17 protein-coding genes and 3 pseudogenes are annotated in these 26,649 nt (G+C 71.2%); 11 read left to right on the top strand and 9 right to left on the bottom strand.

Translation table 11 applies throughout. From position 1 onward, the window contains the following. Nucleotides 1–204: 204 nt before the first annotated feature. Nucleotides 205–738: a GNAT family N-acetyltransferase gene (locus M2271_RS01530; protein ID WP_280885198.1), complete on the bottom strand. Its 534-nt coding sequence runs from the start codon at nt 736–738 to the stop codon at nt 205–207. 85 nt (nt 739–823) lie between these two features. Here M2271_RS01530 and argG point away from each other — a divergent pair, with 85 nt between their 5' ends. From argG to M2271_RS01510, 4 genes are all read left to right on the top strand, one after another. After that, a complete protein-coding gene (argG, locus tag M2271_RS01525) occupies nt 824–2,269 on the top strand; it encodes an argininosuccinate synthase (protein ID WP_280885197.1) in 1,446 nt (481 codons plus the stop codon). A 914-nt stretch (nt 2,270–3,183) separates the two neighbouring features. Further along, nucleotides 3,184–3,330: a hypothetical protein gene (locus M2271_RS01520; protein ID WP_280885196.1), complete on the top strand. Its 147-nt coding sequence runs from the start codon at nt 3,184–3,186 to the stop codon at nt 3,328–3,330. Nucleotides 3,331–3,598: 268 nt separating this feature from the next. After that, nucleotides 3,599–4,246, top strand: a complete 648-nt coding sequence (locus M2271_RS01515) for a DUF6629 family protein (RefSeq protein ID WP_280885195.1) — start codon at nt 3,599–3,601, stop codon at nt 4,244–4,246. Between the two features lie 272 nt (nt 4,247–4,518). After that, nucleotides 4,519–5,844 (top strand): alpha/beta fold hydrolase, encoded by a 1,326-nt coding sequence (locus tag M2271_RS01510; protein ID WP_280885194.1) that lies wholly within the window; start codon nt 4,519–4,521, stop codon nt 5,842–5,844. A 194-nt stretch (nt 5,845–6,038) separates the two neighbouring features. On the opposite strand, the pseudogene M2271_RS01505 reads toward M2271_RS01510, so the two are convergent. Then, nucleotides 6,039–6,463, bottom strand: a pseudogene (locus tag M2271_RS01505) (DUF6003 family protein). A gap of 233 nt (nt 6,464–6,696) precedes the next feature. Between M2271_RS01505 and M2271_RS01500 the strand changes: the two are divergent. Further along, on the top strand, nt 6,697–7,875 hold the full coding sequence (locus M2271_RS01500) for a S1 family peptidase (protein WP_280885193.1): 1,179 nt from the start codon (nt 6,697–6,699) through the stop codon (nt 7,873–7,875). Between the two features lie 198 nt (nt 7,876–8,073). On the opposite strand, the gene M2271_RS01495 is transcribed toward M2271_RS01500, so the two are convergent. Further along, nucleotides 8,074–8,421, bottom strand: a complete 348-nt coding sequence (locus M2271_RS01495) for a helix-turn-helix domain-containing protein (RefSeq protein WP_280885192.1) — start codon at nt 8,419–8,421, stop codon at nt 8,074–8,076. 130 nt (nt 8,422–8,551) lie between these two features. Here M2271_RS01495 and M2271_RS01490 point away from each other — a divergent pair, with 130 nt between their 5' ends. Beyond that, nucleotides 8,552–9,073: an STAS domain-containing protein gene (locus M2271_RS01490; RefSeq protein ID WP_280885191.1), complete on the top strand. Its 522-nt coding sequence runs from the start codon at nt 8,552–8,554 to the stop codon at nt 9,071–9,073. A 51-nt stretch (nt 9,074–9,124) separates the two neighbouring features. On the opposite strand, the pseudogene M2271_RS01485 reads toward M2271_RS01490, so the two are convergent. Continuing rightward, nucleotides 9,125–9,574 (bottom strand): annotated as a pseudogene (locus M2271_RS01485) (substrate-binding domain-containing protein); the annotation flags it as partial. Next, nucleotides 9,493–12,033 (bottom strand): SpoIIE family protein phosphatase, encoded by a 2,541-nt coding sequence (locus tag M2271_RS01480; protein WP_280885190.1) that lies wholly within the window; start codon nt 12,031–12,033, stop codon nt 9,493–9,495. The gene M2271_RS01480 and the pseudogene M2271_RS01485, both read right to left, overlap by 82 nt. Nucleotides 12,034–12,409: 376 nt before the next feature. On the opposite strand from M2271_RS01480, the pseudogene M2271_RS01475 reads away from it, so the two are divergent. Further along, nucleotides 12,410–12,817 (top strand): annotated as a pseudogene (locus M2271_RS01475) (sugar ABC transporter permease); the annotation flags it as partial. A gap of 260 nt (nt 12,818–13,077) precedes the next feature. Further along, the gene (locus M2271_RS01470) at nt 13,078–13,980 is read left to right on the top strand and encodes a YceI family protein (RefSeq protein ID WP_280885189.1); all 903 of its coding nucleotides are present in this window, start codon (nt 13,078–13,080) and stop codon (nt 13,978–13,980) included. A 131-nt stretch (nt 13,981–14,111) separates the two neighbouring features. On the opposite strand, the gene M2271_RS01465 is transcribed toward M2271_RS01470, so the two are convergent. Further along, nucleotides 14,112–16,331, bottom strand: a complete 2,220-nt coding sequence (locus M2271_RS01465; RefSeq protein ID WP_280885188.1) for an alpha-galactosidase — start codon at nt 16,329–16,331, stop codon at nt 14,112–14,114. Nucleotides 16,332–16,448: 117 nt separating this feature from the next. On the opposite strand from M2271_RS01465, the gene M2271_RS01460 reads away from it, so the two are divergent. Next, a complete protein-coding gene (locus M2271_RS01460) occupies nt 16,449–17,495 on the top strand; it encodes a LacI family DNA-binding transcriptional regulator (protein WP_280885187.1) in 1,047 nt (348 codons plus the stop codon). Between the two features lie 131 nt (nt 17,496–17,626). Further along, entirely contained in the window at nt 17,627–20,101 is a 2,475-nt protein-coding gene (locus M2271_RS01455; RefSeq protein ID WP_280885186.1) for a CBM35 domain-containing protein, read from the top strand. A gap of 186 nt (nt 20,102–20,287) precedes the next feature. On the opposite strand, the gene M2271_RS01450 is transcribed toward M2271_RS01455, so the two are convergent. After that, nucleotides 20,288–23,302, bottom strand: coding sequence for a glycosyl hydrolase (locus M2271_RS01450; RefSeq protein WP_280885185.1), 3,015 nt, complete (start codon nt 23,300–23,302; stop codon nt 20,288–20,290). A 232-nt stretch (nt 23,303–23,534) separates the two neighbouring features. On the opposite strand from M2271_RS01450, the gene M2271_RS01445 reads away from it, so the two are divergent. Next, nucleotides 23,535–24,311: a polysaccharide lyase family 7 protein gene (locus M2271_RS01445; protein ID WP_280885183.1), complete on the top strand. Its 777-nt coding sequence runs from the start codon at nt 23,535–23,537 to the stop codon at nt 24,309–24,311. Between the two features lie 101 nt (nt 24,312–24,412). On the opposite strand, the gene M2271_RS01440 is transcribed toward M2271_RS01445, so the two are convergent. Beyond that, nucleotides 24,413–25,588, bottom strand: a complete 1,176-nt coding sequence (locus M2271_RS01440) for a PP2C family protein-serine/threonine phosphatase (RefSeq protein WP_280885182.1) — start codon at nt 25,586–25,588, stop codon at nt 24,413–24,415. A gap of 97 nt (nt 25,589–25,685) precedes the next feature. Then, on the bottom strand, nt 25,686–26,444 hold the full coding sequence (locus M2271_RS01435) for an IclR family transcriptional regulator C-terminal domain-containing protein (RefSeq protein ID WP_280885181.1): 759 nt from the start codon (nt 26,442–26,444) through the stop codon (nt 25,686–25,688). Nucleotides 26,445–26,649 lie beyond the last annotated feature (205 nt).

Here is a 26,649-nt window from a genome sequence, read left to right as displayed (position 1 = left end):
CACGACCTCGGGATCGGCGCTTCTCGATTCCTGACCGGTCTGACCGGACTGGCCGGACTGACCGGAGTGGCTCGGACTGGCCGGACTGGCTCGGACTGGCCGGACTGGTCACGAGCAGCGGCGGCAGCGAACGCCCAGGACCGGTGGCCTCGACGCCGGTCCTGGGCGGGCCATCGGCTGACGACACGGTGTCCCGCCGGGGCTTCAGGCGTCGAACTCGGTGAGATCGATGGCGTAGATGTTCAGGGGGTAGCCGTACACGGGGTGCTCGGTCTGGCGCTCCAGCGCCATACCGAGCTTGCGGATGACGTTCTCGGAGGCCTCGTCGCCCACCCGGCAGATGCTGATGACACGGTCGAGGCCGCGATCCTGGAGTGCGAACTCCAGTGTGGCGTGGGCGGCTTCGGAGGCGTAACCCTGCCCCCAGAACGGTGAGCCGAGCCGCCAGTTGATCGCCACGTCGGCAGCCGCCTCCGGCAGGAATTCGGGCACGGACAGGCCTGTGAAGCCGGCCAGTTCACCTGAGGCCAGCAGTTCGACGGCGAAGAGGCCGAAGCCCTCCTCGTCCCACTCCTCCTCCCAGCGCTCGATGGCCTCCGCCGTGTGCTCCAGGTCGCGCACCGACCCGTCGTCGATCCAGTGCATGACCTGCCGGTCCGCGTTGATCTCCGCCATGGGCACGAGGTCGTCGTCGCGCCAGCGACGGAGGATGAGACGGGGCGTGCGGATCTCGGTCATGGCGCCATCCTGCCGAAGGCAGGGGCCTCACGGGTAATCGTGACCCAGCTTTGCATGATCATGCGAGTTAATGCATACTCTTCCTATGTCCAAGGTCCTCACCTCCCTTCCCGCCGGCGAGCGCGTCGGCATCGCCTTCTCAGGCGGTCTCGACACATCGGTCGCGGTCGCGTGGATGCGCGACAAGGGCGCCGTCCCGTGCACCTACACCGCCGACATCGGCCAGTACGACGAGCCCGACATCGCCTCGGTGCCCGGCCGCGCGCAGAACTACGGTGCCGAGATCGCGCGCCTGGTCGACTGCCGTGCCGCGCTGGTCGAGGAAGGGCTGGCCGCCCTCACCTGCGGGGCGTTCCACATCCGCTCGGGCGGGCGGGCGTACTTCAACACCACGCCCCTCGGCCGCGCCGTCACGGGCACCCTCCTGGTCCGGGCGATGCTCGAGGACAACGTCCAGATCTGGGGCGACGGCTCGACTTTCAAGGGCAACGACATCGAGCGGTTCTACCGCTACGGCCTGCTCGCCAACCCGCACCTGCGGATCTACAAGCCCTGGCTGGACGCGGACTTCGTGACCGAGCTCGGCGGCCGCAAGGAGATGTCCGAGTGGCTGCTCGCCCACGGCCTCCCTTACCGCGACAGTACGGAGAAGGCGTACTCCACCGACGCGAACATCTGGGGCGCCACCCACGAGGCCAAGACCCTGGAGCACCTCGACACCGGCCTGGAGACCGTCGAGCCGATCATGGGCGTCCGGTTCTGGGACCCGTCGGTCGAGATCGCCGCCGAGGACGTGACGATCGGCTTCGACCAGGGCCGCCCGGTGACGGTCAACGGCAAGGAGTTCGCCTCCCCCGTCGACCTGGTGATGGAGGCCAACGCCATCGGCGGCCGCCACGGCCTGGGCATGTCCGACCAGATCGAGAACCGGATCATCGAGGCCAAGAGCCGCGGCATCTACGAGGCGCCCGGCATGGCCCTGCTGCACGCGGCGTACGAGCGCCTGGTCAACGCGATCCACAACGAGGACACCGTCGCCCAGTACCACAACGAGGGACGGCGTCTGGGCCGGCTGATGTACGAGGGACGCTGGCTCGACCCGCAGTCACTGATGATCCGGGAGTCACTGCAGCGCTGGGTCGGCTCCGCGGTCACCGGCGAGGTCACCCTTCGGCTGCGGCGCGGTGAGGACTACTCGATCCTCGACACCACCGGCCCGGCGTTCAGCTACCACCCGGACAAGCTGTCGATGGAGCGCACCGAGGACTCCGCGTTCGGCCCGGTGGACCGGATCGGCCAGCTCACCATGCGCAACCTCGACATCGCCGACTCGCGGGCCAAGCTGGAGCAGTACACCGTGCTCGGCCTGATCGGCTCCGGCAGTCCCGCCATCGGTGCCGCCCAGGCGGCCGCGACCGGGCTGATCGGCTCCATGCCGGAGGGCGGCGCCGAGGCCATCGCCTCCCGCGGCGAGGCGTCCGGCGACGAGGAACTGCTGGACCGCGCCGCGATGGAGTCCGGCACGGACTGACGACCCCGTCGAGCGCAACGCTCGGCACTGCGGGATCCACCACCGGACAGGCCGGCTCGGCGCAGGCGGCGTCGCGTCGGCCTGTCTTGTACGCCGGTGCCGCCCGGAAACCCGGCTGCCCCGATCATGCTCGCGGCTGCCGGTACGTCCCCGGGCTGCGGTTCCCCGGCTGCCGGTCATGCCGCGCGTGTTCGGTGGTGGACCGCGCGAACCGGCTCAGCCGGGGTCCGTGTGGGCCGGACCCGGTAGGTCGTTCTGGATGGATCGACGACGGCCTCGCCAAGAGTGATCCGCCCCGCTGAGTGCAGTGCGTCGCATTCGACGGTGGACAGTGCGACGTAGCAGCTCCCCCTCCCGGTATCGGCGTCGAACGGGCGCCAATAGCTGTATCTGCGGCGACCGTCCGCGTGCACCGTCAGGTACACCGGGGTGCCGGAAGCGCAGACGATGCGCAGGACCTCGGCAGCGGCGGGGCCGACCGGAGCGGCGGACCGGCTGCGGTGGGGCTGGAGCATCGTCAGGCCTCCCCCGGGTGTGGCCCGCAGACCACGATGGGGAAGCGACGAGGAAACCAGGCTCTGTGCTGGTTCGGGAGTGGACTGCATCTGCGGTGGCCTTCCTGGCGGGGACGCAATATCGCCTACCCGGTGCGGACGATCTTGATCTCGCTCGCTCCGCATTGTTCAGCACACCACTGACAACGCGGCGTCCCACCGGCCTCAACGCCGCCTCAGCGCCGTCTCAGCGCCCGCCTCAGCGCGTGTCAGCGCCGCCTGAGCGCGCCTGAACGCGCCTCAGCGCCGGGTGGTGATCGCCGTCGGACGTCATCGGCATCCGGAGCCCAGGGCTGAGTCGCCGCAAGATGGGTAGGCGAGTCGAGGCAGGGAGACGTGCTGTAACCGAGGGAGGGCCGTATGCCGGGCATGATGGAACGCATCAAGGAGTTCGCGAGGAGTCCTCAGGGGCGGCGCGCGGCCGAGCAGGCGCGACGGGCCGCGGCCGACCCCCGACGCAGGGCCCAGGCCCAGCGCCTGCTGGGCAGGCTCCGCGGACGCCGCTGACCGCATCACACCGCACGACTGGGCGGCCCGGCACACGGACAGATGCTGTTGTCCAGCATCACGGACGCGGCCGGGCCGCCCGGTTGTGCCCGGAAGCGGCCTGCTCCCGCCGAGGCAGGGCACCCGCCGAGCCGTAGGGCGCACCTCTCCCACCCTGGCTCGGCCCTCGTGTCACCCGGGTCGCCACGGCAGCCCGACGTAGCTTGGTCCGCGGCGCAGGCGGTACACAAGACGGCGGACACTCGACGGCGAATCCCTTGGTGGCGTGATGTGTTGGAGTGCGACGACCGATCTCGTGGCGGGCACCGCTGTCGCGGGGGTGGGGGTGGCGTGTGTGGCACGGGTGCGCAGGGTGCGGGATCTGCCGCTGGCCGCGCTGCCCCTGCTGCTCGGGGCCCATCAGATCGTCGAGTCGGTCGTCTGGGAATCCAGGGGCGGCAGCGGACCCGCCACCCTTGCCTGGGCCGTCATCGCGCTGCCCCTGCTGGCGGTATGGGTACCGGCCGGAACGCTGTGCGCGGCTCCACCGCACGCGCGGCGCCGCCTGGGCCTGCTGCTCACGGTCGGGGTCGCGACGGCCGCGACGCTCGCGTACGGACTTGCCACCGGCCCGGTGACGGCCGAGATCCGGGGTCACACCGTCGGCTACACCTTCGGCCTTCCCCACACCCCTCTGCTCATCGCGGGCTACCTGGTGGCGACCGTGGGCTCGTTGCTGCTGTCCGGCGACCGGCGGCTGCTGGTGCTGGGCGTGCTGGTCGCCGTGGGAGCGGCGGCCTGCTGGGCTCTGTGGCGGCTCGAGTTCGTCTCGACCTGGTGCGCGTTGGCGGCCGTGTGCTCGGTCGCGCTGCTGCGCTGGATCCACACACGGCCGGTTTCCATGGCGAGGGCGGGCCGCCCGGCAGCCCAGCACTGACGCGCCAGCACGGGTCGCACCCCCGCTATATTACTGAACCGTAACCTTCCTACGGCTACCGCCAGTAACGCTCTGGCCGCTACGGTCCTGACAATCCGTCCAAGAGCGGCGGCGGAAGCACGGTTGGACGACCGGGCCCCTGCCGCCAAACCTGCCCCATCAGCCGCTTCACCCGCTACACCCGCTACACCCGCTACACCCGCCTCATCGGATCGTCGAACCGTCCGAGCCGCACACCAAGCTCGGCCTCCCCCCACACACGGAGGTCCGTCATGCCCGCACCCGCCCGTATCGTGGCCGCGGCCGTCACCGCCGCGGCCTGTCTCGGCGTGACAGCCGTCCCGGCCACCGCGACAACGGACACCGACGCCGTGATCTCGCGTGGCGTCACCATCCCCACGTTCTACAACCCGCCCGCGAGTCTGCCGACGGCCAACGGCGCCCTGATCCGCAGCGAGCCCCTCCCGCTCGCGCTGAGCCTGCCCGGCGTCGACGGCCCGTTGCCCGGAACCGCCACCCGTCTGATGTACAAGTCGACAGACTCCAACGGAGAACCAGTGGCGGTCACCGGCGCCTACATCGAGCCGGCCGCGGCCTGGAAGGGCGGCGGAACACGCCCGCTGGTCGCCGTCGCCCCCGGCACCATGGGGCAGGGCGACCAGTGTGCCGCCTCGCTCGGCCTCGAACACCCCCTACGACTCAACGGGCAGACCCTCTCCGTCGGTTACGAGAACCTGGCCGTCTACCGGCTGCTCGCCCGAGGCATCGCCGTCGTGGTCACCGACTACGCCGGGCTCGGCGCCACGGACCGACTGCACACCTACGTGAACCGTGCCGACGAGGCCCACGCCGTCCTGGACGCAATCCGCGCCGCCCGTTCCCTGCCCGGGACTTCGGTCACCGCCGACTCCCGGGTGGCGTTGTTCGGCTACAGCCAGGGCGGGGGCGCGACCGCGGCCGCCGCCGAACTCCAGGCCGCCTACGCCCCCGACGTCACGCTCGCCGGCACCTACTCCGGAGCGCCGCCCGCCGATCTGGCCGAGGTCACGAAAGCCATCGACGGCAGCGATCTGGCGGGAGCACTGGGCTGGTCGGTGAACGGCTTCCTGCAGTCCGACCCCGCCCTCCGGCCGATCGTCGACAGCTATCTCAACGCGGCAGGCCGCGCGGCACTCGCCGACCTGTCGACCATGTGCGTCGGCGACGCGCTGTTCGCCTACAACTCCGTGCGCAGCACGGCCTGGACCACCGACGGACGACCGATCAGCGACGTCATCGCGGCCGAACCCGCGCTGCGTGCCTTCCTCGCCGATCAGCGCATCGGCACCAGGCGGCCGGCCGGTCCGGTCCGCCTGGCGACGGGCACCAGCGACAACCTCGTCCCCCACGCGCAGTCCCGCCGACTCGCCGTCGACTGGTGTGGCAAGGGCGCCGACGTCACCTACAAGCCGGTGGTCCTGCCCGACGTGGGCCGCGCACTGCTCAACCACTTCGCTCCCCTGCTCGCCGACCAGGGCGAGGCCATCTCCTGGCTCACCGCCCGCCTCAAGGGCCAGCCCGCCACGTCCACCTGCTCGGCCCTGCCCTCGCAGCCCTGAGGAGCCGGGACATCCCTGGTTCCTCGCACCTCGCGCTCCGCCGAGCGGGCCTCCCGGGGCGGCCCGCTCCATGCGGGCTCCCCCGGGCGCCACCAGAAAAACGCATGCGTTGTCGCATTCGTCTGGGTTCCGAGGTCAGGGACGTCGCTGTGCGCGGCGGGACCCGCCACGGCAGCGCCCTTCAACCGCCGCCTTCAGCCGCCTGCCGCGGCTGTCACCGTCGCAGGGTCCTCCCCCGTCAGTTCCACGATGCGATGCGGGGCACTCCCGCGGCCAACGCCCCCCCGATGAGGCCGTCCCGGCCGTCCGCGCAGTCGCGGTAGGCGAGCAGTTCCTCTTCGATCCGGGCCATCGCCTCCGGGGCGCTCCGGTGACGCAGACGGCGCAGCTCTTCGTCGCTCAGCGGGATCGGCAGCCGCTCCGCGTCCTCGGGGAGCGCCCCCGTTTCCTCCGGCGGCAGCACGCGCAGTTCCGGCGAGGTGGGCGTACTGCCTTGGGCGTCGAGCCATGCTCGTACCGCGGGCGTCTCCATGCACGCGAGATCGCCGACAGCGGCCGGGGGCGCGCCGAGCGGCGCGGCCGGGTCGTCCAGCAGGAACAGGTAGGCGTCATCGGTCATCCTCGGCTCCTTCTCCACGGGGTTCTCAACAGGGGCTGATGGACGTCCCATTGCCCCACGGCACCGGGAATACCGCACCGGCTCTTCACGCCACGTCACCGGCTCACGAATGACTGCTGCATTGGCATGGACCTGCTAGCCGCTGGGGTTTAGGCTCTGCCCAACGCCAAGAGAGCGCTCTCAGACCGCGTTGTTCCGCCCCCACCTTGCTGGAACGACGAAAGGCAATCCCCGTGAGACGCACCAGACTCCAGCACGTCGGCCTGGCCGTCCTCCTCATGCTCGGGAGCTGGGCCGCGGCAGGAACCCTGCCGGCCTCGGCCAACGACTCTCCCGCCTCCCCCACCTCCCCTGCCTCCGCCGACTCCGCGACGGCCTCACCCGGCCTGATTGAGGCGATGCAGCGGGACTTCGGCCTGTCGAGGGCCGAGTCCGAGGCACGACTGGCCGGCGAGCGCAGGGCCACCGCACTCGTGCCCGCGGCGCGTCGAGCCGCGGGAGCCGACTACGGCGGCTCATGGATCGACGCCGGGAACCAGCAGCTGACCGTGGCGGTCACATCCAACGCGGCGCCCTCGACGGTCCGGGCCGTCCGTGCCGTCGGCGCGCAGGTGCGCACCGTCGAGCACAGCGCGCGGCAACTCGACGCCACCAAGGCACGGCTCGACCGGCTGCGGGCGCCATCGGGCGTCACCGGCTGGTCCGTAGACCCGGCCGCCAACACGGTGCTGGTGAACGTGGTCGGGCAAGAGCGAACCGACAACGATGTCCGACAGTTCGTCGCCCGGGCTCATGAGGCCGGACCGGTCACGGTACGGACCGTACGAAGCGTGCCCCGGACCTTCGCGGCCGGGACCGTGGGCGGTGACCCCTACTACACGGGCAACGTCCGCTGCTCCATAGGTTTCTCGGTCCAGGGCGGGTTCGTCACCGCCGGCCACTGCGGCGGGCCGGGCGCCGGGGTCAGCGGCTGGGACCGCTCCTACATCGGTACCTTCCAGGGCTCCTCGTTCCCGGACAACGACTACGCGTGGGTCAGCGTGGGCAGCGGCTGGTGGACCGTTCCGGTCGTCCTCGGCTGGGGCACGATTCCGGACCAGCTCGTACGCGGTTCGGCCGAGGCGCCGGTCGGCGCCTCGGTCTGCCGCTCCGGCTCCACCTCGCACTGGCACTGCGGCACGGTGCTGGCCAAGAACGAGACGGTCAACTACAGCCAGGGCGCGGTGCATCAGCTGACAAAGACCAGCGTCTGCGCCGAACCCGGCGACTCGGGCGGCTCCTTCATCAGCGGGGACCAGGCGCAGGGCGTCACCTCCGGAGGCTGGGGCAACTGCTCCGGCGGCGGGGAGACCTGGTTCCAGCCGGTCAACGAGATCCTCGGCCGCTACGGGCTCACCCTGCACACAGCCTGAACCGAAGCCGGCCGGAGGATCCGCCGAACACCGGGCGGATCCTCCGGCCACCGGGTTTACTCATCCGGTTCGACGGCAGGCAGGAGATGTCGGGAAGGTGCACGGAACGCGAAGGGCGGGCGGCCTGCTGCCGGGCTGTGGCGGGCGCGGCCGCGCGCTCTCCGTACCCACGCGGTTCAGCCCCGCTCCAACCCCGCTTCAGCCCCGGTCCCCGTCGGCCCCGACGCGGCTCTGCGTCGTGCGGTCCGCCTCGTCCTGCACCAGCAGCGAGAGCAGGGAGGCCACGGTGAGGCCGGCCTCCGCGGGGTGGCGCAGGACCTTGCCGGGCTCGATCCGGTAGGTGTTGCCGCGCCCCTCGCGGGTGTGTGACAGGTAGCCGTCGTGCTCCAGGTCGGAAATGATCTTCTGGACGGCCCGCTCGGTCAGCCGGCAGTGCACGGCGATGTCCCGGATGCGCACGTTCGGATCCTCAGCGATGACAGCCAGCACGCGCGCATGGTTGGTGACGAACGTCCATCCCGTGTGCGATTCAGGCACTCCACCCATGCCCGCATCATACGTTGAAGGTTTCACGCACCCCAATACCTGAAGTTTTTTTCATGTATCTGTTGACGTGTCCCGTGTGCAGGAGCGACCTTTGGACAGGTAAGTGGGCGAAAAGTCGTAGGAGAGTGTCATGCCGCAGTCGGCGTACTCTGCGCAGTCCGGATCGGGGGACGCCGAGGACTGGGCCACCTCGGTCGCCAGTACCGGGGTGCGCAAGCGTTCCGAGGTGACGGTGGTCGCCGGCCAGGAGGGAGATCGCGTGCTCGTCACCGTGTGCGGTGAACTCGATCTTCAGACGGAGCAGGTGGTGGGGCGGGCCCTGCGTTCGGCACTCGCCGAGTCGGCACTGGGCATAGACCTGGACTTCAGCGGGGTCGATTTCTGCGACTGTTCCACCCTCAACGTCCTGCTCGGCGTCCGGCAGCAGGCCCTGAAGGAGTCCAAGACGGTCGTGCTGCGTACCGCCGGTCCCATGGTCGGGCGGGTACTCGATCTCACCGACACCCGATCCCTGTTCACGGCTCCTGACTTCCCCGTTGCCGAGTTGGTGAACACGGTCAGGGGCGACCCGCTGCCGGAGCGCCTGCAGAAGCAACTGTCCACCGCCGTCGCCACGCTCGGGGACCGGGCAGCCGCACCGGACGACGTGTGACCGCTGCTCGACACGGCTTCTTCCGTACCTGATCGGTCCTTCGGCGAGCCGGTCGTAGGCGACCACGGGGACACCCTCCTTGCGTGCCTCCCGGATCGAGGAGCGCAGCGCCCTGGTGTCGGCGGCGTCGAGGATCAGGACCCTGGCCCCGTTGGTGATCATGGAGGTCATCTGTTGCCGCTGCGCCGACGCGTCGTCCTCCGCGTTGGCGTACTCCGTCGTGCAGCGAGGGCAGAGCTTCTTCAGGTGCTGCTCGATGAGCGGCTTGTCGGAGTGCTCCCAGCGCGGGACGGTCCGGCTGGGCAGGAGCAGGCCGACGGTGAAGCTGTCCGTGCCCGCCCGGCCGTCTGCCGCGCAGGCGGCCAGGGAGATCGTCGCTCCCGCGACGAGCGCTGTGACCGCATGCCAGGTGCGTCCCCTCAGGGCAGGGCCCCCAGTTCCGTCGGAGGCCCTGAGGCCGCCGGTGCCGACTCGTGGCAGGGCACGGTGATCTCGCTCCACACCTGCTTGCCGCCGGCCACGGGCGTCGATCCGAAGGAGTCCGACATCGCCTCGACCAGCAGCAGGCCCCGGCCGCCGGTCGACTCCCAGTCCACGATCACCGGCTTGGCCGGCGCCCGCGGCGAGGAGTCACTCACACAGACCCGCACCCGGTCGCCACGGAGCGTCAGGTCCACGCGGACCGGGCCCTGAGTGTGCACCAGCGCGTTGGTGACCAGTTCGGACACGACCAGGAGCACCGCGTCGGAGACTGCCTCGGCCTTCCACCGACGCAGCGTGCGCGCGGTGAAACGGCGGGCATGCATGACGGCGTCGGGCAGTCGCCACACCACCCAGTCGGCCCGGATCGGCCGGACCTTCATGCCGTCGTAACGCAGGAGCAGCAGCGCCACGTCGTCCTCCCGGCGGCCGGCGTCACCGAGCAGTTCGTCGGCCATGCGCCCCGGGTCCGCCGGATCGGCCCCGGCGAGCGCGGCGCGCGTTCGGAGCATGCCCTCGTCCAGGGGCAGGTCGGAGGCCTCGACCAGGCCGTCGGTGACGAGGGCGAGCACCGTGCCGGGGGTCAGCGTGACCGCGGTCATGGGGAACTCCGCCTCCTCCAGGACGCCCAGCGGCAGCCCGCCCTCGACCTGCACCTCTTCCGTACCTCCGTCGGGGTGACGGACCAGCGGTGCGAGGTGGCCCGCCCGGACGAACAGGGTGTTGCCCTGCTCCAGGTCCAGTTCGACGTAGCAGCAGGTGGCGAACAGATCGGTCTCCATGCCGACGAGGAGACGGTTGGCGTGGGACACGACCACGTCGGGCGGGTGCCCCTCCACCGCGTAGGCCCTGACCGCCGTACGCATCTGGCCCATGATCGTCGCGGCCCCGGCGCTGTGTCCCTGCACGTCACCGATGACCAGCGCCACCCGGTCCTCGGAGAGGGCGATGACGTCGTACCAGTCACCGCCCACCCGCAGGCCCCGCCGGGCGGGCAGATAACGGGCCACCGCGGCGCATCCGGGCAGCTCGGGAAGGCGCCGGGGCAGCAGGCTGCGCTGGAGCATCGTCGCGAGTTCCTGCTCCGCGTCGTGCGCGTGCGCGCGCTTGAGAGCCTGTCCGATGAGTGCGGCGGTGGCGGTCAGCAGGGTCCGTTCCTCGGGGACGAACTCGTGCGGCTTGTCCCAGCCGACCAGGCACACACCGGCGACCCCGCCCCTGGCGGGAAGCGGCAGCACGGCCAGACCCCCGCGGCCGACGCCCACCAACGCGGACTCCAGGGCCGAACCTGCGGGCCACAGGTCCATGCGTCCGTCCTGCAGGGCCAGTTGCAGGGTGGGCAGAGCGCTGACCGGTACCTCGGGCCATTCCGAACGCCACTCGGAGCCCCAGATCTCCGGCCAGGCGGCCGGCTGCGGCGGATCGAGCACGGTGACCATGAGCCGGCCGTCCTGCAACTCGGCCAGCGCCACCCGGTCGGATCCCAGCGGCTCCCGCAGTGCGGTGACCGCCACCCGGCCGACGTCGCTGACCGTCGCGGCGGTGTCCAGCACCGCGGTCAGCCACTGGATGCGGGAGACGTCATCAGCGCTCCGGCTCAGGACGGAAGTCGCCGTGATGACGCCCAGCACCCGCTCCGGCCCGGCCCCGGTGCCCGCCACCACCCGGCAGCTCAGACTCAGCCAGCGCATCTCGCCACTGGGGCGCCGGACGCGGAACTCCAGCTCCCGCAGACGGTACGCCTGGCTGGCGGGCTCCAGGACCGACATCAGCGCGTGCATGTCCTCCGGCAAGGTGTGCGCGAGCAGGGAGTCGGCCTTGCCGTCGAAGTCGTCCGGTGCGATGCCGACCAGTTCGAGGAGTGTCTCGTCCGCCTCGATCAGGCCGGTGTCCGGCACCAGGACGAAGGAGCCCGCGCGCAGGTTCCGGAGGGCGGGCCACAGCACCGCCGAAGGGGCGGGTCGGCCGTTCCGGGCCTGCAGCAGGGCGCCTATCGCGTCGGCATACCGTTCGAGGAAGCGCCGTTGCTCGGCCTGGAAGCCCTCCGCGCTGCCGCCCATGACGACGAGGCAACCCAGTCGTCTGCCGCCCGACGCGAGGGGCAGCGCGCCGAGCGACATCTCCGCTCGCGGCGGCGTCGGCACACCCTCGGAGGAGGTGGTGAGGATGGCGGGAGTGAGCCACACGGACCGGCCGGCGCGGAGGGCGTGCGCCGCGGGCGAGCCACCGGTCACAGACAACCGTTCCGGCACCCCGTGCGGGGAGGTGGTGACGCAGCCGGCCGTCTCCGCCAACCGCAGCTCCTCGTCCCCGGCATCGAGTACGTAGACCGCTGCCAGCTCCGCTCCGGCGAAGGTCAGGGTCCGAGCGCACACGGTGCCCTCCGGCATCGCAGGCGGAGAGAAATCCCTGCCCGCCGTGCCGACCTCGGATGCCCGCGGCTCCGTGACTCCAGCCCGGGCACGGCCGTCCTGGGGCATGTCCGCAACGTACCTCCCGTCCGTGCCGCAGATGCCGACTCGCTGAGAGAACCGATCGCGCATTACTAGAATCCCATAAGAGGACTAAATGGACATATATGATTATTCACGACTGTCGGTAGGTCCGGTCGGACGCCCCGGTACATAACCCGCGACGGGGCCCTCGGCGAGACGGTCGCAGGCGATGACGGGGATGCCCGCGTCGTGGGCGTTTCGGACCGAGGCGCCGAGTGATCAGGCGTCTGGCCCTCTGACCGGTCGCCTTGTTGTGCAGGTGCACGGCCCTGGACTTGGCGACAGATTCGTTCCACACCCACTGGCACCGGTCCCACTCCCTCGCCCGTAGTGGGTGCGGCGGAGAACGATGTCGAGGGCACGGCAGGTCTACGCCCTGGGCGGCGGCGTCGAGGCGGCCCGCCGTGCCGGCCTGAGCGTGACACGGGTACAGACGGCGGTGCTCGCGGTCTCGGGCACCACGGCCGCCGTCGGCGGACTGTTCCTGGCCTCGCGCCTCACCTCGGTGGGCCAGAACTCCGGCACCGGCGTCCTGCTGCTCAACGCCATCGCCGCGGCCGTCATCGGCGGCGCCAGTCTGTTCGGGGGACAGGGCACGACCTGGAACGCGGTGCTCGGCATCCTGGTCATCCAGTCGATCTCCTCCGGCATGGCCATCACGGACACCCCCGCCGCCATCCAGTTCATCATCACGGGCGGCGTTCTCTTCGCCGCGGTGGTCATCGACGCGCCGGCCCGACGCTCACAGGAGGCACACCGGCGGGCCTGACAGCCGTGGCACCCTCAGGGGCCGCTGAAGTGCGTCAGGGCCGACCTGTATTGGCGGAGCATGCGGTAGAGCGTCGCGCGGGCGACACCCCACGCCGACGCGGCACGCACCGTGTGCGGAGTCGACCGAAGCTGCCCTGAACCACCACATGATCCCCCTATTTACCTGATTACCTACTGACGCACTTACCACTTACTCGCTAACTCCTCATTCACGCGATTCGCACGATTCGCATGATTCGCACGAAGAAAGGTGCCTCCATGGTCCTCGCACTGCTTCGGCGGCGGCGCTCCCGAAGCACGCCCAGCCCCTCGCTGCCGCTTCCTCCCGGCGCGGGCTCGGTGAGCCGCACCGTCCTGGATCCGACCGGCCAGCCGATGGCCGGCGCCGACGTGGCCGTGTCCTCGGCGGCCTCCCACCACGTCGTGGCGCGCGGCATCACGGATCCCTACGGGTTCTTCTTCGCCGCGCTGCCCCCGGGCCGCTACAGCCTCATGATCACGGCCGAGGGGCTGACCCCGCACCAGGAGACGGTGGATGTCGTCAGCGGCGCGGTCCTGCCCCCCGAGCACATCCAACTGTCCTCGGCACCGCAACTGGACCTGCCGGCACCCGGCACCTGGCTCTTCGACCCGCCGCACACGGCGATCAGGTTCATCGCGAAGCACGTCGGCATGGGCCATGTCCACGGCCGCTTCGAGCGCTTCACGGGGGGTATCCGGATCGCGCCCGACATGGCGGACACCCAGGTGTCCGTGCGCATCGACGCCGCCAGCATCACCACGGGCAACAACACCCGTGACAATCACCTGCGGTCGGCCGACTTCCTGGACGTCGAGCGCTACCCGTACATCGACTTCACCAGCGCGCGCTTCGCCTACCGTGGCGGCGCCAAGTGGGCGCTGCACGGCTCGCTCACCATGCACGGCGTCAGCCGCTCGGTCGCCCTGGACACGACCTACCTCGGGTCGGTCAACGGCGGCTACGGCGAGGAACTGCGCTGCGCCGCCCGGGCCAGGACGGAACTGCACCGTGAGGACTACACCCTGAACTGGCGCAGCATGCTGGCTCGCGGCATCGCCGTGGTCGGCCCCACGATCCAGCTCGAACTGGACGTCCAGGCGATGTACCGCACGCACGACACACCGACACCGCCGCAGTAGACGCCGCCGCAGCAGCCGTGACGCCCGGCGACCGCGACCGGCATCGGCCGGTCCGAGAAGCCGGGCTTCGACGGATGCCGTCACCGACTCGAAGGCCGTCACGGGCTCGGAAGCCGTCACCGGCCGCGGCGCTACCGCGCGGTCCGGGAAGTGTCCAGGGCATCGCCCTGGTCCAGGTCGACCCTGAAGCCACGTGCGCCGCGTTCCTCCGCCGCCTGTCCACCCGCCGTGAGCCGGACCAGCACGACCCCCGGCACCCGCGGCAGCGCCACCCGCACCGCATCCCCGTCCCAGACAGCCGCTTCGGCACCCGGAGCGGACGGGTGCAGGATGTCCGGCCGGACCTCCCCGCTACCGACCAAGTGCGCTACGGGAATGCGCAGTTCGGCCTCTCCCCCACGGCGCCAGACGGAGAGGTACGACGTACGGTCACCGGGCACCCGCATCCCCAGGGCCAGCCACTGGTCCGTCCACCCCGGCAGGCCCAGCGGCCAGAACGGGACGGCCTGTGCCAGGTCCGCGCGGATCGTCTTGTACGTCCGCACCGCGTCCCGTACGAGGTCGAGTTGCCGTGTCGACATGCGGTCGAGGTGGCCGGACAGGTGGATCCGGCCAAGGAGAGCGCCGCCCAGGGTGAACGTGATCAGGTCGTCGTCGAATTCGGGCTGCGGGTAGGCCCAGACGGCGCCCTGTTCGGGCGGGACCGCCGTCGGCGCGCTCACGGCGATCGGGGGGTAGCGCAGCGGGTCCTGCTGGTCGCTGGTGGACTGGAGCTGGGTGACGGCGAGCGTGGCGCCGTCCATCCGCATGCCGCCCGAGGCGCAGTTCTCCACGACCAGGCCGGGGTGACGGTCCAGGACGCCGGACAGCCAGTCCAGGTAGGCCTGGGTATGGCCGAGCAGCCCGGCCCCCGGTGAGATGTCCCCGGGGGCGCAGGTTCCGGGATCGACGACGATGTTGTAGTCCAGCTTGAGATAGCCCACGCCCCAGTCGCCGACGATCCGGTCCACCGTCTCGTCGAGGTGCGCGCGGGCGGCCGGGTGCCGCAGGTCGAGCTGGTGGCGGCCCTGTTCGGCGAGACGTACGCCGTCCCGCTGGAAGAACGCCTCCGGCGGGAGCGCCGACGCGACGGGGCTGCGTACTCCCACCACCTCCGGTTCCAGCCACAGCCCGGGCACCATCCCGCGCTCCCGGATCCGGTCCAGGACCGTCCCGATCCCGCCGCCGGGAAAACGGCGCGGCGACGGCAGCCACGCGCCGACGCTGTCCCACCAGCCGTCGGTGTCGTCGGCGTACCAGCCGGAGTCGATGCAGAAGTACTCCGCCCCGGCCTCTGCTGCCGCGTCGATCAGCGGCAGCAGCTTCGCCGTCGTCGGATCGCCCATCAATGTGTTCATGTAGTCGTTGAAGACGACCGGAAGCGTGGCATGGTCGGGGTGCGGGCGGCGGACGGCGCGACGGTACGAGGTCAACGCGCCCATCGCCGCGTCGAACCCGGCGCCCAGGGCCAGCGCCGCCGGCACGGTGGTGAACTCCGCGCCCGGGGCGAGCCTGGTCCGCCACTGGTGCTCCGCGTCCGTGGGGCCGTTCAGCGCCAGATACGTGCCGCGCGCGTGTTCGCCCAGGTCCCAGCGCCAGCCGGCCGGGGACTCGATCTGCCACAGCCAGGCCCGGCCGCCGTCCCGCTCCGTCAGCGCCCCCATCGGCAGGTGGCCGTCGGTGGGCCAGCTGCCACGCCCGGTGAGGGCGAGGGCGGCGCGGCTGTCGTGCTGGTGGACGTCGCCGTTGATGTCGGCGACGGTGCCGCGCAGGGGCTCGGTGTACCAACGGCATTCCGCGAGCCAGTCGTTGCGGGCCCGGTGCACCTCGAGCGCGCCCGGCGCGGGCAGGCCGCCCAGCAGCAGACTGCTGACGGACTGGACGACGAGAGGCTCGGTGCCTTCGTTGCGGAGCCGGACACGGGAGCGCAGCACCGGGAGGCCGACGGGGGACGTCAGCTCGACGAGCGCCGTCAGTCCGGTGGCCGGATCGTGGAGTTCGACGGTCAGCCACTCCCCGTCCGAGCGCCGTCCGGCGCGGTGGTCCCGGTAGCGCAGACGCGTACCGAAGGCCGTGCCGGTGAAGCGCGAACCTGACCAGCCGCTGCCGTGCCCCAGGGCGGTCAGCTCGACGAGGGGGAGGGCGGACCGCGGGCCGGGTGAGCCCGGGTCGCCGGGACGGGCGAGCCGCACCAGGCGCAGGGTCCCGTCGGCGGCGGTGTCGAACTCGGCCTCGAGAGCCGAGTGGCCCCAACGGAACCCGGCCTGCGGGTGATGGGTGGGCTTCCTTGTGTCGTCCGCCGTACCGGCCAAGGCGTCTTCCCTTCCAGACCCCGCCCCGTGCGTGCGTCGGCGGCGGTCGGCTTCGGTCGCGTGAATCCCTCGTTGCGGTCTCTTGACGACCGCATGGTGACCGGTCACAATTCTGACATGAATGTGACCGGTCACACAAGGCGTCCGGCGAGTATCAGGGACGTCGCCACGGCCGCCGGGGTCTCGTACCAGACCGTCTCCCGGGTGATCAACGGCCATCCCAGCGTCAGGCCGTCCACCCGGGAGCGGGTGCTCGCGGCCATCGACGAGCTGGGCTTCCGCCGCAACGCCACCGCGCTCGCCCTGGCCAGCGGGCGCAGCCGGGCGGTGACCGTGCTGACCGCCAACACCACCCATCACGGTTACGCCTCGATCCTCCAGGGCATCGAGGAGGCCGCCCGCGCCGCCTCGTACGCGGTCGGGATCGGCGTTCTCGAATCGGCGGACGAGGCCGCTGTCGCCGCGCAGGTGCGGCGGGCGGCGGACGCGGGCGGCGGACTGATCGTGATCGCCTACGATCCGGCCGGGCTACGGGCCCTGGGCGCCGTCCCCGCCGAACTCCCGGTCGTCGGCGTCGTCGAGACTCCCGCGCGCCCGCCCGGCGGGGACCGCCCGTGGGTGTGGACCGACGACCGCGAGGCCGCCCATGAGGCGACCCGTCATCTGCTGTCCCTCGGTCACGAGACCGTGCACTACGTCGCCATACCGTCCAGCACCCGGCGGACCAGCGCCCGCACGACCGGCTGGCGGCAGGCACTCAAGGGGGCCGGGGCACCGGAACCCCTTCCCGTGCAAGGGAGTTGGGGCCCGGCCGGCGGCCACTCGGCAGGCCTGAAGCTGGCGAAGGACCCGGCCGTCACCGCGATTCTGTGCGGCAACGACGACCTCGCGCTCGGAGTGCTGCGCGCCCTGCACGAGTCCGGTCGCTCCGTCCCCGGCGAGATCAGCGTGGCCGGGTTCGACGACGCCCCGTCCTCCGCCTATCTGACCCCGTCCCTGACGACCGTACGCATGGACTTCACCGGCCTCGGACGGGCCGCGTTCGCCCTGCTGCACGGGGTGCTGGAGGAATCCGCGCACATCGCGCCGCGCCCCGTCGCCGTCCCGCGGCTGGTGGTGCGGGAGAGCACGGCGCCGCCGCCCGCCCGGTCGGCGTGCAGCTGACCGGAAGATCGTGTCCGGAACCACCAGTGGAGCCGTCAAGTGACCGGAGGTCCAACTTCGTGATCGCCCCCGCCCGTACGAGATCGCGTATCCGAACCGCTCTCCTCACCACCGCACTTGGAGTCGCCGCCATGGCGAGCACCCTTCCCGCTGCCGGACCCGCGACCGCGGCGACCGACCCGCAGCGCCTCACCGTCGATCTCGCCGCCTCCGAGGGGCCGGTGATGCACGGCGCCAACGGCGCGCTGTACGGCCTCAGCGACGACGGGGTGCCCAGCGACGCGGCCCTGGCACCACTGAAGATCACCAGCATCTCGCAGAAGCCGGAGGGCGGCGCCCAGCACCCCAACGGCGACGCCCTCTCCGTCTCCTCGTCGTTCTTCCGCAACGGCGGCGGCGAGATCAACGTCATGATGCAGGACATCTACGCCAAGTGGCCCTACGAGGACCTCGGCATCGACGACTACCTCCCCAAGGTCGACAAGATCGTCCAAGAGGTGGCGGCCGATCCGAACAGCGACCGCTTCGTCTACATCCCGTTCAACGAGCCCGACCAGATCTGGTACAACCTCGGCACCGGCGACCAGGCGCAGTACGAGGTCAACCGCGACCGGTTCCTCCAGGACTGGAAGACGGTGTACCGGCGCATCCGGGCGATCGACCCCGACGCGAGGATCGCCGGGCCCAACGAATCCGCGTACCACACACGCCTGTTGACCGACTTCCTCGCCTTCGCCGAGCGGGAGAACGTGCTGCCCCAGGTGATGACCTGGCACGAACTCGACTCCGGTTCGCTGCGGGACTTCCAGGGCCACTACGACACCTACCGCTCCATCGAGCGGAAGGTGGGCATCTCCCCACTGAAGATCAACATCGACGAGTACGCCAACCGCCGTGACCTGTCCGTGCCAGGGCAACTCGTGCAGTGGGTCTCCATGTTCGAGCGGAACAAGGTGTACGCCAACCAGGCCTACTGGGACGCCGCCGGCAACATGGACGGCAACGTGGTGCGGTCCAACATCCCCAACGGCGGCTGGTGGTTCTTCCGCTGGTACGCGGGTCTCACCGGCGACACCGTCAAGGTGACCCCGCCACGGGCCGACGCGATCGACACCCTCCAGGGCCTCGCGTCCCTCGACACCGCACGCCGCCAGGCACAGGTCCTGCTCGGCGGTACCGAGGGCGACTCCGACGTGGTGGTCCAGCACGTCTCCCGTTCCGTCTTCGGCCGCACGGTGACCGCGACGGTCGCCGAGGCCGCCTGGTCCGGATACGAAGGACAGCACGCGGCACCGCGCGTCCTCGCCCGTACGAGGGTGAAGGTGGCCGACGACGGCTCGGTGACCGTCCCGCTGCGCGGCCTGCACAAGATGTCCGCGTACCGGATCGTCCTCACCCCCGGCGGCTCGGGGACCCCGTCCGCGACCTCCGTCCCGTGGACGGCTTCGTACGAGGCCGAGGACGCCGCCATCAGCGGCGGGCAGGTCCACACCCAGGGCACGGTCAGTAACGCCAACGGCTACGCGGCGTCCGGCACGAAGGACGTCGGCTCGCTCAACCAGGCCTCCAGCAAGGTCGCCTTCACCGTGACCGTGCCCACGGCCGGGACGTACGACCTGGCGATCCTCTACGGCAACCAGTCCGGCGCGCCCGCCACCCAGAAGCTGTCGGTCGACGACGCGGACCCGGTCACGGTCACGTACCCGTCCACGCAGAACTGGACCTACCGCGCCAAGAACGACGTGCGCGTGGAGCTGTCGGCCGGAACCCATGTGCTGACGCTCGCGAAGGGCGACGCCGAAGTCACCCTCGACCGCGTGGACCTGACCGCGCGCACCGGCGCTCCGTCCGCCTCGTACGAGGCCACGCTGGCGGACATCAGCGGGAGGCCGGCCTACGACTACTCCTCCTCCACCGGAGTGGGCACGGGCGCCCTCGTCCTGCGCGCCGGGGACGAGGCCGTCTTCGACGTGTACGCCCCGCGTGACGGCTACTACACGGTGGTGTCGCGGGCGTCGGCGGCGGTGCGGCTGGCCCTGCACGGGGCGAAGGTCACGGCGGTGCCCGGCCGGCCCCTGCGGCTGTACCTGGTCGCGGGCAACAACCGCGTCGCGGCGACGGCCGGCCACGCGTCCGTACGCTCTCTCGACGTCGCCGGAGACGGCTCCGCCTCCGGGACACTCTCCTACGAGGGAGCCTCGGCCATCCTCGCGGGCGGCGCGAAGCTCGTCGACTCCCCTCACGCCACTGCCGGGTCGTACATCGGCCGGCTCGGCAACAGCCCCGACAGCACGGCCGAGTTCACCGTGCACGCACCCACGGCCGGCCGCTATCTGCTGGTCGTCCACTACGCGCACAACGACCGGCGCGACAACGGCCACTCCTACAACACGGACATCATGTCCCGTACGGCGGACCTCACGGTCGGCGCCGCGGCGCCCCGGACGGTCACCTTCAAGAACACCTGGAGCGCGGACGACTACTGGACAGTGGGAGTCCCCGTCACCTTGGAGAAGGGTGCCAACAGCGTGACGTTCGGCAACGCGGGCGCGTGGGCCCCGAACATCGACCGGATCGAACTGGGCCGGGTCATCGGCCGGTCATAGTCCGGTCGGGCGGTTTCTCGGTCGGCTGGTCGGGGGCGAGGGGCGGCTGGCTGGCGGGGGGAGCGCCGGCCACCGGGCCGCTTTCCGCAGGCGTGTCCCGGAAGGCCGGCGGAGACACCCCGCCGAAGAGCGGTCCGCGTCCAAGGAGTGACCCTGGGGGCGGCGACCGCCCCCAGGGTCACGCCGTCATGGGTGCACGACGTCCTGGACGTACGGCACCAGCCGGACGGGGCCCATGAGTCCGTACGCCTGGCGGGTGGCGGCGCCGAAGACGGCCGGCTGGGCGACCCGGAGGCGGTTGATGAGCGGGGTCGCCACCTCGATCTCGATCACGTTGCTGCCGCGCCGCAGGTGTCCGCCCAGGTCGACGACCGGGTGGAGCCGGTCGGCGGGGGCCAGTCGGGTGCGGTTGACCGTGACCCGGAAGGTGTCGCTGACCTGTCCCAGTTCGAGGTACGCGCCGTGGGCCGAGCTCCCGTCGGTGGGCAGGACGACGGTGGTGCGGTAGCGGCCGATGCCTGCGGAGTCGGCCAGTTCGGGAATCTGCGACCAGGGCAGCAGGGTGTCGAGGGTGAGCGTGCGCCGGACGACATCGGTGCTGGTCGGATCCGCGCCGGGGTACCAGTCCTCGACGTCGAGTTGCCAGCGGGCCGGCGTGACGGGTGCGGGCACCGAACGGACGGTGCTGGTCACCGTGCGGCCCCGGGAGAGACGCGTGGTGTAGGTGCCCGGAGCCGAAGCGCGCACGGCCAGGCCCCGGTCGGTGAACAGGACGCGGTCGGCGTCGCTGCCGACCGCGTGCGGGCGGCTGCCGTCGCGGTCGCCGAAGAGCCCGGGCCGGCCGAGCGCGATGACCGTGGCCTGACCGGGTTCGAGGGTGACGCGCACGGTGACGGTGTCGCCGTCCTCGGTGTAGCGGCCGATGCGGGTCACCTCTCCCGTCCACGGGTCGAGGAGGTACGGGACCGTGGCCCCGCGCCGGGTGCGGCGCAGGGTGATGTCGTGATCGATGGGAGCGACGGGCGGCTTGACGGTCTCGGCGTGCTTGCCGTTGCAGAGGTAGTAGAAGTCGGTGTCGCCGCTGACGCGGTGGGCGTTGAGCAGCGTGGAGGGGGCTGCGTAGCGGGCGTCGGGGCTCACGCCGAGCTCGGTGAGGGCAGCGCCGACCGCGGTCTTGTCGGTCACGGACCGGACGTGCGGCAGGGCGAGGAGGCGGGCCAGGACCTCCCGCAGTCGGTCCGTCTCGTCCCGGTCGGGTACGCCCGGGGTGAGCGCCTGGTCGAAGGCGCCGAACAGCACCATGGGGAGCCCTGCCCGGGCCAGGCCCAGCAGCTTGCGGGCGTCGGCGAGGGCGAGGGTCGGGGTGGAGCCGTAGAAGAAGTCACCCTCGACGAACAGAGCCTTGTAGGCGGGGCCGTCCGGGGCGAGGCGTCCGCCCGAGACGCGGGCGGCGGGCAGGTCGAGCAGCGGTCCGCTGAGGAACTGGTGGGTCCAGCCGAGCGGTACACCGGTCGCCGTGAACCAGGAGGCGCCGATGCCGGTGGCGGTGTAGCCGGTCTGGCGGAACACGGCGACGTCGGCGCGCGGGGTGCCGGTCTGCAGCACCTGGTGCACTCGGCCGAGGTAGCCGGCGATGTCCTCGGCATGCCGCCAGGTGGGCTGCCGGGGCCCCCACGACTCGCCGTAACCGGAGGCCCCGTTGTACGGGCTGAAGGCGGCGAAGCCGGGCCAGCTCACTCCGGGGGCGGTGGCGTACGAGAAACCGTGCACCACCGTCTGGTTGACGCCGGCCGCGTAGGCGCCGCCCATGGTGCGCAGGAATCTGTCCCAGGTCGTGCTGTACGCGGAGCCGTTGTACGCGCCCGATTCGCAGGACAGGACGGTGTGCCCGGCCATGTCGCGTCCGCCGGCCAGGCAGCGGTAGTCGTCCAGGTTCTTGAAGCCGAGCGACTCGCCCTCGGGGATGTCGAGGAGCGCCGCGGAGGCGATGGCGTCGGTCTGCAGTCCGTACGGCTGTGAGCGCAGCGACATGCCGAGCGAATGCGCCCAGTCCCGCAGGGCGGTGAGGTGGTGGGCGGTGAACAGATCGGAGACGGTCGCCCAGAAGTCGTGCCGGATCTGCCGGGTGATCTGCGCCTCGAAGGCGAAGACCTGGTTGCTCTTGTCGAGGACGAGGGCGGGCAGGTGCGGCAGGAGGGAGCGGCCGGTGCGCTCCTCGAAGGCCTCGGGCAGCGCGGAGGTCCACACGAGGGAGTCGCTCTCCAGCTCGACGGAGTCCTCGAAGAAGGCGCCGCCCGCCGCCCTGAGCAGTCGGCGCATGGTGCCGGTCAGGACGGCGCGTTCCCAGAAGCCGGTGACGGCGGCGGTGCCGGCGGGGCCGAGGTGGTCGACGGCGTAGGCGGCCGGGGAGGAGTGCGGGCCGGACTCGGGTTGCTGGGCGGTGCCGCGCTGCCAGTAGGAGATCAGTACCCAGTCGCCCTCGGCGGGAGCGGTCCAGGTCAGCTCGCCGTCACGGACGGTGGGGGTGAGGTCGCGGACACTGGCGGGGTCGAGGCCGGTTTCCTTGCGGGTGGAGTGGGCGGGCTCCAGGCGGGCGGCCTGGACGGCGAGCAGGCTGCGCCGGGTCACCCCGGCGGCGGCCTCACGCACAGGCTCGGGAACGGGCCCCCGGTACGTGGTTCCGGCGGCCACCGAGGCGCGGCCGTGGGCGAGTTCCTGGGCGGCGGCAGCATCGTCGGGAGTGACGCCGGGGACGGCGACGGGCCAGCTGGGGCCGAGGGTGAGATCGACGGTCAGGCCACGGCGGGCGGCCTGCCGCAGGGCGGCCTCGACACCGTCACGCCAGGGGGTGCTGCCCCAGCCGTGGTGCGCGGTGTCGAGGACCGACTTGTCCTTGATGCTGTGGTGGACGGCGGCGATCTCGGCTCCGCCGAAGCCGGCGTCGGCGATCTGGTCGATCTCACGGGCGATCTCCGCCGGGTCGACCAGGCCGTCCGGCCACCACCAGCGGAACTTGGGGCGCACGGAGCGCGGGGAGGTGGCGAACCAGTCGCCGGTCAGGTCCTGGCGGCCGGTCAGAGGAAGAGCGGCGGCGCCCGGCGAGCCGGCCGCCGAGAACGTCACGCCGGCGCCGGCGGCCAAGGAGGCGGTCAGCACCGCGCGCCGGGATATCCCGCCACGCTGCGGGATGAACTTCTGCATGTGTCGCCTCAGGTTCTTGAATCGTTTCAATCCATAGTCAGCTCGGGAACGCTAAGCCCGGAATTCCCGCCAGGTCAAGATCGGCGCGTCCATTTCCCTCCGCGCGCGACCTCTTGACGTCGTTGGTACAGACCTTTACCGTCGCGACACACCCTCATGTTCACGGATGTATCTATCGTTCATCGATCTGCACTTCGCCTTCTCTCCCCCACGACCAGCGAAGGACGGCACCATGATCCGTACCAGAGTTCTCCCGGCGACCACCGTCGCGGCCCTCGTCACCTGCGTGACCGTCCTGGGCACCGCCGACGCCGGCGCCGCCGATCCGAAGGTCGCGCCCGGGGGCAACTTCGACCTGTCGGTCTGGCAGTTGCAGGAACCCGTGGGATCCCCCGGCTCGCCCACCACCATCTCCTCGTCCCGGCTGCAGGGATCCAACGGCTACCAGGACGCGTACTTCTACACCGACAACCGCGACGGCGCGATGACGTTCTGGGCGCCCGAGAAGGGGGTCACCACCCCGAACTCCAAGTACGCCCGGTCCGAACTGCGCGAGATGAACCGCAACGGCGGCTCGGCCGACTGGTCGCTGAGCGGCAGCCACCAGCTGAGCGCGACCTTGCGCGTGCCGTCCGTGACCTCCAACGTGTGCGTGGGCCAGATCCACCTCGGCTCCGGCGGCTCCTCCACCAAGCCCCTGGTGGAGCTGTACTACCGGGCGAGCGGTGACATCGTGGTCGGCACCGAGAACTCACCCGCGGGCGGCCAGACGCTGCACACCGTGGGACACGTGCCGGTCGGCAAGACATGGAGCTACACCATCGCCGTCTCCGGCGGCGACACCATCGACCTGACGGTCAACGGCAGTACGACCCACTACCCCATTCCCTCGTCGTTCTTCCCGTACAAGCAGTACTTCAAGGCCGGTTCCTACAACCAGTCGTCGTCCGACAGCACGACGCAGGGGGCCCGGGTCGCCTTCTACGGGCTGAACGTGTCGCACGGCTGACACCCCGGCGTCCGCCCGGCCCCGCCTCGTCATGGGGGCACTCCGCACCACAGGCACCACGGGCGCCATGCGCCAGGGCCAACAGGGTCAACAGGCGTGCGTCACACAGTGGTCACGTGGGCGGCCACCGGTTCCACGACGGACGGCTTGCGGATCAGGAGCAGCGCCGCGTCGTCGTGGAGCCGGCCGCCCACATGCGCCAGCAGTTCGTCATGGAGCGCGCTGAGGGTGTGCTCGGGCTCGTCGGACACATGCCGGGTCAGGCCGTCGAGGAGCGGGTAGAACGCGCGGCCGCCGTCGCGGGCCTCGGTGACCCCGTCGGTGTAGAGCAACAGCTGGTCCCCGTCGGTGAAGGGCAGCACCTGGAGGTCGGGGGTCTGTCCGGAAAGGGCACGCAGCCCGAGGGGCGGAGTGGAATGCGCGGGCTCCACGGCCACGACCTCTCCGCACTCGCGTACGAGCAGGGGAGGCGCGTGCCCGCAGTTCACCACCTCCAGCTGCCCCTCCTCGGGGTACCCGGCGACCACGGCGGTGACGAAGTCGTCACAGCCGAGGTTGCGCGCCAGGCTCCGCTCGATCCTCTCGACCACGGCGAGGAGGTCGGGCTCGTCATGGGCGGCCTCCCGGAAGACACCGAGCACCAGCGCCGCGGTCCCCACGGCCGGCAGCCCCTTGCCCCGCACATCACCGACGATCAGCCGCACCCCGTACGGCGTGGGTATCAGCGCGTAGAGATCGCCGCCGATCCGGGCCTCGGCCGCCGCGGCGCTGTAGCGGACGGCGACCTGGAAGGGGCCGACCGTCGCGGGCACGGGTGTGAGCAGGGCCTGCTGGGCGGTCTCCGCGACCGAGCGGACGGCGGCGAGCACCCGTTCCCGGCGTTCGCGCAGCGCGCTGACCAGGCCGCTCGCCAGCGTGACGGCGACCAGAGCGGACATGACGGCCGCCATTTCGTGCCCCGGAACACCGTCCCAGATACCGAGCAGCACGCCGATCGCCGCGGCAAGGAGGCCGACGCAGAAGACGCCGCGAGGGCTTGTCGTGGTGGTGGCGGCGAGCGCGGGTCCGGCGGCGAGGAGATGCAGACAGATCATCCCCGCTCCGCCCAAGAGGTCGGCGAGCACGACGGCGGAGACGATCAACAGGGGCAGGACGGACGTCCCGAGGACCAGCTGCGCGACTGCGCGGCTGCGGGCAGAGGCCTTGGAACCCGCCACTCGGATTGCGGACGGCCGCGTCGGCCGGTCGTCGTCACCATGGTCTGTGGCCTGGCTCATGTCTTGTCCGCAGTCCTCACTTGTTCGGGGTGCACTCCTGAAATGCCTGGTTCCTCCAGGAAACGGTGTCGCCCCGGGCGCCACAAGGAGATGGTTTTCAGATAGTGAGCGAGAGGCTCCTGGTCACGCGCGTGGCGGTCGGGAGCAGTCGGTCCCGGATCTCCGGCAGCCGGGAAAGACGTCCGGACGGCAGGGAGACACCGAGCGATCCGAGTGTGTCCCCGCAGTGGACGGGCACAGCCACGCAAACCGTACCGAGAGCGTATTCCTCCAGGTCCGTGACGGCCGGGGCCACCGACGAGGAGTCGATGCGCCGCAGCAGTTCCGGCGGGCTGGTGATCGTCCGCGGGGTGAGATCGGCCAGGTGGTGCCGGGACAGGTAGTCCTTGCGGGCCTCGTCGTCCAGTTCCCGCAGCACGGACTTGCCCAGCGCGGTGGCGTGGCCGGCGTCCTCGAAACCCACCCAGAGGTCGACGCGGGGCGCGCGGGGGCCGTCGACGATCTCGGCCACCCGGATCTCGCCGTCCTCGTAGAAGGTGAGGTAGGCGGCGGTCGCGAACTCGTCCCGCAGCGCGGCGAGCGTGGGACGCACCCGGCTGAGCAGCGTCTGCCCGCGTCCTGTGGCGGGCAGGGTCCGCAGCTTGTCACCGAGGATGAACCCGCCGTCGGCGAGCTTGCGCACATATCCGTCGTGGACCAGCGTCCGCAGCAGGTGATAGGCGGTGGCCAGGGGCAGGCCCGTCTCCCGCGCCAGCCGTTTCGCGGGCGCGCCGTTCTCGTGCGCGCTCATGGCCTCCAGCAGACGGAAGGCCCGCTGGACGGACGTGATCAGCGTAGGGCTGTGGTGCGCACCCATAGAAACCAGCCTGCGCCCGGCGCACGCCACAGGCAAGGCGCACGCCACAGGCGACGCGTACGCCACAGGCTGGCTGCGTCCCTCCGGCACCCCGCCCGCCTTCCAGCACGCCACACGGGGGTTGCCGGGCGCATTGAAACCGTTCAATCGCCGGCGCCACGGACGTGTCCGTCCCGCCGAAGGAGCACGCCCGACCGACGGCTCG

Origin of the sequence: Streptomyces sp. LBL, assembly GCF_029893585.1 — a bacterium.
Taxonomy (GTDB): domain Bacteria; phylum Actinomycetota; class Actinomycetes; order Streptomycetales; family Streptomycetaceae; genus Streptomyces.
Note: the sequence above shows the minus strand (reverse complement) of the source record. Positions and strands in the feature narration are given on the sequence as shown.